The organism is Oleiphilus sp. HI0125 (assembly GCF_001635355.1).
Map to the genome: position 1 here is coordinate 1 of NZ_LWGF01001477.1, position 8,682 is coordinate 8,682.

An 8,682-nucleotide genomic window follows, 5' to 3' on the forward strand; every position below is an offset into this window, starting at 1 on the left:
TGATCTCTACGTCTGAAATTAAAATCTCAGTCGTGATTGATGAGAAGTACATGGAATTAGCTGTGCGCACATTGCATACAGCGTTTGATTTGGATAAGAGTGAGTAATTACAGTTCTCGCTTATAATCCGCTTAATACAAGCTTGCCGGTAATGATTAGATGTCCATAAAGAAAAGTTCTAAGATGTTCCTTTCTTTTTGAGAAAAGTAGACTTTACTGGCAGTAATTAATTTGGACGACCTACAAGTTAAGATAATCTTTGGAAGGTAGTACAAACGAAGGAGTTGCAATAATGCTAATTTTGACGCGCCGCGTTGGTGAAACGCTTATGGTTGGCGATGATGTCACAGTGACTGTGCTAGGAGTAAAAGGTAACCAGGTACGAATTGGTGTAAATGCACCGAAAGATGTGTCTGTTCACCGTGAAGAAATCTACCAAAGAATCCAGAAAGAGAAGTCCGATACTTCGGGTTCTGATGAGTAATTAGGCGAATCGTTTATTCCCTGATCGATCCTCTGAAAAAACAGGAAATAAACGAAATTGGCGCTTGGCATTTAATATTTTTTTGGTATTATACGGCGCGTCTGGAGAGATGGCCGAGTGGCTGAAGGCGCACCCCTGCTAAGGGTGTATGGGTTTACGCCCATCGAGGGTTCGAATCCCTCTCTCTCCGCCATGACACCTTTTTGAAGATACGCGGCTGTAGCTCAGCTGGATAGAGTACCTGGCTACGAACCAGGCGGTCGGAGGTTCGAATCCTCCCAGCCGCGCCACTTCAAACCTACCTTAAGTTGTACCTTGATTTTTATAAGATGCGGCTGTAGCTCAGTTGGATAGAGTATCTGGCTTCGAACCAGGTGGTCGTAGGTTCGAATCCTACCAGCCGTGCCACACCCCTTTTAATCAAGTATTTCGGTTTATGACCGAACCATTGCGCGGCTGTAGCTCAGCTGGATAGAGTACCTGGCTACGAACCAGGCGGTCGGAGGTTCGAATCCTCCCAGCCGCGCCACTTTCCCCTAATTTGTTTCGAACGACATGACGTGTCGTTATAAATTTTATTATTGGCCTTAGTTTTCAGGGAGGTCAAATCATGAAATTTAAAAATCTATTCAATGTAAGAAGCAATTCGCGCTCAAATAGGGCTGCAAGTCCTCACCTATATTTGCCCACGTATCCTCTGAGTCATTCGCATAAAAGATTGGTCGAGAGGAGTTTGCTCTCCAGCTTGCGTGATGCAACGCAGACGTTTGATAACGAGGTTGATCGAGTTATGGCAGTTTTGTCGACAACCGTTAATAGAGATGTTCAGAGGAATCGAATTAATGACGTGATGGCTACAGGGGCAGGCACTTTCTTGGAGATGGGTGGTCTTGAGTGTGTGCATTGGTATCTGGAGTGTGATGGTGAGAGTGTCTATTTGTGTCGCTCTTCTTTTCGGGTGGTTAGTCCTCTTGAATCTTGGTTAACTGAACGTGTGTTGGTGCTAGGTTCTTCAGTGTTAGTTGATTACTTGCTACTCGTTAATAGGGGAGAGGGCAATATAAACAAACATTGGTGTTTGGCTTGCGAGATTTTGCGTCAGGTTTTACAGCTTAGTGAGTGTGCAGATTTCTCCAAGCGATCTTCGCGCGGTCAGGGTTTAAAAATTTATTATGAAGGCTTGTGCTTTGTAGTTCATAAGTCGGATCAAGTTTATATGGTTTATTCTGTCTCAGGGTCGGTGGCATTGTTGCAGGCAGTCTAGGGTCTTCAAGGTCTCTTGTATGGGTTACGTGCTTGTCTTTTTACTCATAACAGTTTGTATATTGGTATCTATCTGTATTCCTTTTTGTTTTGGTGTTTTGCATTAGTTTTGGTTATGGTCTTAATAGCGGATTCAAATTTGCTAAGCCTATTGAATGGCGGTAAATTACCGGAGCTTTTAAATGGCAGGAAAATGCACGCCTGCTTACTTATAAATTAATCCATAAGGGTTGATCAAACTATGAGCGATTTAATGACTCAAGCGTTCAGTCTCATGGCTGTCGGTATGGGCTTCGTCTTCGTATTTCTAGCGATTCTTGTTGTTGTGACTTCGACTATGTCAAAGCTAGTCAACAAGTATGCGCCGAAGCCTGAACCAGCTAAAGCGGCGCCAGCTCCTGTTGCTGCAGCGCCGGCTGATGCACAATTACTTGCAGTTTTACAAGAAGCGGTTAATCAGTACCGTTCGGACAAGAAACGCTAATATCGAATTATAACTACTAAACCTTTAATAGAAGGCCTGACAGTAATGACTGAAGCAAATAAGAAACTCGGTATCACCGATGTGGTACTTCGAGATGCTCACCAATCACTTCTTGCAACACGTATGCGTATCGACGATATGCTTCCAATCGCTGAGAAATTAGACCAAGTTGGTTATTGGTCTCTAGAGTCATGGGGCGGTGCGACGTTTGACTCATGTATTCGTTTCATTGGCGAAGATCCATGGGATCGTATTCGCGAACTTAAAAAAGTGATGCCAAATACTAAGCAACAAATGTTGTTGCGTGGTCAAAATCTTCTTGGCTACCGTCATTACGCAGATGATGTTGTTGATAAGTTTGTTGAGCGTGCTGTTAAAAATGGCGTAGAAGTGTTCCGAGTGTTTGATGCGATGAACGACCCTCGCAACCTTGAGCGCGCTTTGAAAGCGGTTAAAGCAAATGGCGGTCATGCTCAGGGTACGCTTTCTTACACAACTAGTCCGGTTCATACCCTCGAAAACTGGATTGAATTAGCTAAGCAAATCGAAGACCTTGGTGCTGACTCGATCGCAATCAAAGACATGGCTGGTACTTTGACTCCATACGCAGCTTACGAGTTAGTAAGTCGTTTGAAAGCTCAGACTGATCTTGAGGTTCAATTGCACGCTCATGCTACTTCTGGTATCTCAGACATGGCAATTTTAAAAGCTGTTGAAGCGGGTATTGACCGTGTTGATACAGCCATTTCATCTATGTCTATGACTTACGGCCACACGGCAACGGAAAGTGTTGTTGCAGCACTTGCGGGCACAGATCGTGATACTGGTCTAAACATGGACTTGCTAGAAGAGATCGCCGCTTACTTCCGCAAAGTACGTAAGAAGTATGCGAAATTCGAAGGCTCTTTGCGTGGTACAGATTCACGTATCCTTATCGCTCAAGTTCCTGGCGGCATGTTAACCAACATGGAAAACCAGTTGAAAGAGCAAGGTGCGGCGGACAAATTTGATGCGGTATTAGAAGAGATTCCACGTGTTCGTGAAGACTTAGGTCATATTCCTCTTGTTACTCCTACATCTCAAATTGTTGGTACACAGGCTGTATTGAATGTATTGACTGGTGAGCGTTACAAGTCAATTTCAAAAGAGACGGCTGGTATTCTTAAAGGTGAATACGGTGCAGCTCCGGCCCCATACAATAAAGAACTTCAAGATCGTGTACTTGATGGTGCAGAAGCGATTACATGTCGTCCGGGTGATCTTCTAGAGCCTGAAATGGATAAGTTGACTGATGAAGTTAAGAAGCTTTCTGAAGAAAATGGCTTCAAGCTTGCAGACGACGTAGTTGATGACGTTCTAACGTATGCACTGTTCCCGCAGATTGGTCTTAAGTTCCTGGAGAATCGTGGCAACGCTGACGCGTTCGAGCCAGTGCCAAGTGAAGATGATGTTCTTGCTGGTAAAGACGGCAAGGGTGTTTACACCATTAATGTTGGTGGTCAGTCTTACACTGTTGAAGTGGAAGAAGGTGGCGACATTACTGGTATAGTTCCAGTTCAAGGTGGTGCAGCAGCAGCACCAGTAGGTGCGGCTCCGGCAGCAGCACCAGCGGGTGGCGGTGAGCCAGTTCCTGCTCCATTAGCGGGTAACATTTTTAAAGTAATTGCTACGCCAGGACAAGCAGTTCAAGAAGGTGATTTATTATTGATTCTTGAAGCGATGAAGATGGAAACAGAAGTACGTGCGCCTCGTGCGGGTACTGTTGGAGCTATCAGCGTTAAAGTTGGCGACTCTGTTGCAGTCGGCGATACATTGTTAACACTATAAGTAAGGTTCGTTAGATATGGAGAATATCCTCAATCTTTGGACCGGTAGTGGTTTCTACAATATCACTGGCGGCCAAATTACGATGATCGTGGTTTGTCTTTTCTTATTGTACTTAGCAATTAAGAAAGGCTTCGAACCATTACTTTTAGTGCCAATCGGTTTTGGTGGTGTTCTTGCGAACATCCCAGAAGCTGGCTTGGCACTAACTGCCGCGGAAAACGCGATTCACTTCCATAAGCCGGACGTTATGCTTGCTCTTTCAGAGGTTCTGAAGATTCCTTTTGAAGCAGGGCAAGAAATTACTGCTGAAACATTGAAGGCATTCAAAGCTGCTTATGCAGAAGGTAATGCATCTACGGTATTTGCTGCAGATCAAATCGCTAAGAATGCAGGTTATGCTAACGGCATGTTGGCGAACTTCTATAGCGTTATTATTGGTAGTACAGTTGGTCCTCTTTTGATCTTCTTGGGTGTTGGTGCGATGACTGACTTCGGTCCATTGCTTGCTAACCCTCGTACGATCTTGTTAGGTGCAGCGGCGCAGTTCGGTATCTTTGGTACCGTTCTAGGTGCAGCGGTTTTAACCATGACAGGCGTAATGGAATTCAATATTGGCGAAGCTGCAGCGATCGGTATTATCGGTGGTGCGGATGGCCCAACGTCGATTTATGTTGCTAGTGTTCTAGCGCCACATTTATTGGGCGCAATCGCTGTTGCGGCATATTCATACATGGCATTGGTTCCTGTGCTTCAGCCACCAATCATGAATGCTTTGACGAATGCTGAAGAGCGTAAGATCCAGATGGTTCAGTTACGTCCAGTACACCAATTAGAAAAAATCTTGTTCCCAATTGCGGTATTGATTTTGGTTGCGTTGTTCCTACCGGATGCTGCGCCACTTCTTGGTATGTTCTGTCTTGGTAACTTGATGAAAGAGTGTGGTGTAGTAGATCGTCTTTCTGATACTGCGCAGAATGCATTGATCAACGTTGTAACTATCTTCCTTGGTTTGTCTGTTGGTTCTAAGCTTTCAGCTGACAAGTTCTTAGATGTAACAACGCTTGGTATCCTTGTTCTAGGCATGGTTGCATTTGGTGTTGGTACTGCCACTGGTGTTCTGATGGCTAAATTGATGAACGTATTTAGCACGAATAAGATCAACCCGTTGATTGGTTCTGCTGGTGTATCTGCTGTTCCAATGGCGGCTCGCGTATCAAACCAAGTTGGTTTACAGAACAATCCGCAAAACTTCCTGCTTATGCATGCGATGGGGCCAAACGTAGCTGGTGTTATCGGATCTGCGGTTGCAGCAGGTGTAATGATTAAGTTCTTAGGCGGTTAATACGCGCTAGTACTGGATGAAAAGCCTCGGTTTTACCGGGGCTTTTTTGTTTTTAGCTTAAAAGGCCTGAGTGGCGACTGATTCGCTAGTTCGAAAACTCATAATTTATTTTGTCCAAATATCACGGACCACCTCCTCTACTCGAAAGCTGTATGTTTTTTATCAATCAATTGAGCGCCGTTTGACGTAAGGTTATCGATTAAGTTTTTAAGGCACTAAAAAGTATTTGGCTCATTAATGTGTAAGTGGAATCTGACTTACCCCAAGCGCTTGATCGTTTTTGTGCTTTTTATACAATAGCGCGTCCTTAGTTCGTGCAGTTAATAAGAGAATTCTTTCATGTCTAAAGAACCTGGCTTTTTAAAAAAAGCACTTTGGTCCGTTCGTCATGGCATTGAGCAAACATTGTTTTCAGACAATTTTGTTATTGCAGATTTGAGCCCCTATGATGTCGTACATTCCGATGGAATTATGTCTGTTCGCCATTATCAGCCCTTAGATGAGTCTAAAATTGAAGTGGCCGGAGAGCAGATTGATGTGGAAGATGACGCGACACGTGCGGCGAATATTCCAGTATTGCTTGTGCCGCCACTTGCCGCGACTTCGTTAATATTTGACTTAATGCCGCATAGAAGCGTCGTAAGATACTTTTTAGCTAGAGGTTTTGATGTCTATCTCGTTGACTGGGGAGATGTTACGGCTGATCACTCTGATTTGTCGCTCGAATCTTACGTCATGGGGTGGATGCCTCAGATCGTTGATTCGGTAGTCTCGCACTCAAAGTCTAATGAGTTGTCTATTTTCTCCTACTGCATGGGTGGATTGTTATCATTGATGTATCTAGCTACATCAGGCGATGATCGTGTTAGAAATCTCGTGACTGTTGCGAGCCCGGTTGACATGCACCAGAGTGGTATTACGGGGAAGTTTTTATCTGTCGTGTATAAGCCAGCGCAGGCTATATCCAGTATCTTGAATGTCTCTGTATTGGATATGCCGGCTAAAATGTTCCACGTACCTGGTTGGGTTTCGTCGGTCACTTTTAAGCTTACGAACCCTATTGGTAGTGTCATTAATTCATACGAGAAATTCTTGAATCTCTGGGACAGGGAATACTTAGAAGAAAGCCTCACAATGAGTAAGTGGTTTGATGACATGGTTGATTATCCTGGTGAAACGATCAAAGACATGGCTGTTCACATGATGATTGATAATCGTATTGCAAAAGGTGAAATGCGGATTGGTAAAGCTAAGGCGCACTTTAAAAAGATTAAGTGCTCTATTCTAGCGTTTGCCGGTGAGAGCGATAATATCGTTAGCGTGAAAGCTGCGCATAAAATTCTTGATATCGTGTCCTCCACAGATAAAGAATTTTGCGTTGTGCCAGGCGGGCATGCTGGGGTGTTTGCAGGTGCATCTGCGCCATCACATACATGGGCGATCAGTGCAGACTGGTTGATAGATCGTTCTTCGAAGTAACGTTTTATAAATACATAATATTGGATTTATTTGATGACAGTTTACACAGTTAATTATTGGCTAAAAAATCCTCAGGATGAAGTTGTTGATACGTCAGAAGGTGGTGAGCCAATGAAGATTACTCTGGGCGGTGATGACACTATCCAAGGGCTTCAGCGTGCGGTAGAAGGTCGGCACCCAGGAGATCGAATTGAAGCGACAATTCCTCCAGAGCTTGCATATGGAGAAAAGAATCCCGAGTTTGTATCAGTTGTTGATCGGGCTTTGTTTGACATTCCGGAACTAGTCCCAGGTATGAAGTTTCAAACTAATACCGGTGAACAAACTCAGATTGTTCAAATTGTCGATGTTACCGAAAGTACTGTGACGGTTGATGCGAATCATCCGCTGGCGGGACTTACCTTACGCTTCGAGTTGGAAATTATTGCAGTAGAGGAAAATTCATAAAAGCTATAGGTGAACAAGAATTTATTGTTTTGATCAGGTAATTTTCGAAACAGCATATATACTAAGTGTAACAATGCGTATTTAGGTGTAAGTGTAGATTCTCTTGCATTAGAAGGTGCGTGTATTCATCAACTCCAGTATTTATAAGAAAAAGCAGATGGAAGTAGAAGATCAAAACGAAGCGTGGAAAATCCTAATTGTCGAAGATGATGAGCGTTTAGCAGGGCTTACTAAAGAGTACTTAGAAAGTAATGGTCTTGTTGTCTCAGTTGAAGGCAATGGTACGAACGCTGTAGACCGAATTGTAAATGAGAAACCTGACTTGGTAGTTTTAGATTTAATGCTGCCTGGTGAAGACGGCTTATCCATTTGTCGCAAGGTTAGACCTAGCTACAATGGTCCAATTCTCATGCTGACTGCTCGGACTGATGATTTGGACCAAGTGCTTGGATTAGAGATGGGCGCTGATGATTATATGTCTAAGCCTGTTCGTCCAAGAGTTTTGTTGGCGCGTATCCGAGCTCTTTTACGTCGTATTAAAGATGTTGAAACGCATGCAGATACTTCGCAATCTAGTGCTGACGGTGAAGCAGCGACACGCCTCGTATTTAATAACTTAGTCGTTGACTCTTCGATGCGCGAAGCATGGCTAGATGATGAGAGCATTGATCTCACCAGTGCAGAGTTTGATCTTCTTTGGTTGCTCTCAAGCAATGCGGGTAATGTACTTAGTCGGGAAGAGATCTTTACGGCATTAAGGGGTATCGAGTATGACGGACAGGATCGTTCGATTGATGTTCGAGTATCTCGTATTCGTCCTAAGATCGGTGATGACCCAGTTCACCCTCGTCGTATTAAGACCGTCCGCAGTAAAGGCTATCTTTTCGTTAAGGAAGCATAGCCCCGGTAAGAAGTTGTGAACAATCCCTCTTTAAGAATCTTCAGTCGCTTAGCCATTTGTCTTGTGGCTTTGGGGCTGCTGGTTACGCTCATTTATAGCACGTCAAATTTTGTTAGACACCAGCATTATTGGAGCGACGTAGTTAGCCCAATAATGTCGCATTTCGCAAAGCATCAGCATCTTTTAGATCGTGTTGACGTGAACTCGTTAAGTGTCGTGTCAGATGAGCAGCATTCTGTTTCTGATCTCACACGTGCTCGTTTAGAGTTAGGTCAAGTTGTATTAACTGATCAAGACGATCTATTTAAAGTGTACGCCCGTCTGAATGATGATTTGTTGTTGGAGCTTGAGTCTGATCAAAGTGGCAGTAGCATTTATAAGTTGTATATTTCGTTGTTTAAGCAACAGTTATTTTCAAGCAGTGTTGAGCAGGCAACAGCTCTTGCACAATCTTG

Annotated in this window: 9 protein-coding genes and 4 tRNA genes; all 13 read left to right on the plus strand. The window is 43.8% G+C overall.

The window, feature by feature from the left end; genetic code table 11:
• Positions 1-292 precede the first annotated feature (292 nt).
• Entirely contained in the window at positions 293-484 is a 192-nt protein-coding gene (gene csrA, locus A3762_RS24870) for a carbon storage regulator CsrA (RefSeq protein ID WP_068479356.1), read from the plus strand.
• Positions 485-587: 103 nt separating this feature from the next.
• Positions 588-677 (plus strand) — tRNA-Ser (locus tag A3762_RS24875).
• Between the two features lie 20 nt (positions 678-697).
• Positions 698-774 (plus strand) — tRNA-Arg (locus A3762_RS24880).
• Positions 775-815: 41 nt separating this feature from the next.
• Positions 816-892, plus strand: a tRNA-Arg gene (locus tag A3762_RS24885).
• Positions 893-936: 44 nt separating this feature from the next.
• Positions 937-1,013, plus strand: a tRNA-Arg gene (locus tag A3762_RS24890).
• 216 nt (positions 1,014-1,229) lie between these two features.
• Entirely contained in the window at positions 1,230-1,748 is a 519-nt protein-coding gene (locus A3762_RS24895) for a hypothetical protein (RefSeq protein WP_068754066.1), read from the plus strand.
• Between the two features lie 252 nt (positions 1,749-2,000).
• Positions 2,001-2,231, plus strand: coding sequence for an OadG family protein (locus A3762_RS24900; protein WP_231876670.1), 231 nt, complete (start codon positions 2,001-2,003; stop codon positions 2,229-2,231).
• Between the two features lie 45 nt (positions 2,232-2,276).
• On the plus strand, positions 2,277-4,058 hold the full coding sequence (gene oadA / locus A3762_RS24905) for a sodium-extruding oxaloacetate decarboxylase subunit alpha (RefSeq protein ID WP_068758116.1): 1,782 nt from the start codon (positions 2,277-2,279) through the stop codon (positions 4,056-4,058).
• Between the two features lie 16 nt (positions 4,059-4,074).
• Positions 4,075-5,400, plus strand: a complete 1,326-nt coding sequence (locus A3762_RS24910; RefSeq protein ID WP_068758118.1) for a sodium ion-translocating decarboxylase subunit beta — start codon at positions 4,075-4,077, stop codon at positions 5,398-5,400.
• A gap of 339 nt (positions 5,401-5,739) precedes the next feature.
• The gene (locus A3762_RS24915) at positions 5,740-6,879 is read left to right on the plus strand and encodes an alpha/beta fold hydrolase (RefSeq protein WP_068479365.1); all 1,140 of its coding nucleotides are present in this window, start codon (positions 5,740-5,742) and stop codon (positions 6,877-6,879) included.
• Between the two features lie 33 nt (positions 6,880-6,912).
• Complete coding sequence (locus tag A3762_RS24920) at positions 6,913-7,326, plus strand: peptidylprolyl isomerase (protein ID WP_068475045.1); 414 nt, start codon at positions 6,913-6,915, stop codon at positions 7,324-7,326.
• A 157-nt stretch (positions 7,327-7,483) separates the two neighbouring features.
• Entirely contained in the window at positions 7,484-8,227 is a 744-nt protein-coding gene (locus A3762_RS24925) for a response regulator (protein ID WP_068757280.1), read from the plus strand.
• 153 nt (positions 8,228-8,380) lie between these two features.
• A partial coding sequence (locus A3762_RS24930; RefSeq protein WP_156493743.1) for a hypothetical protein occupies positions 8,381-8,682 on the plus strand: 302 nt, incomplete at its 3' end.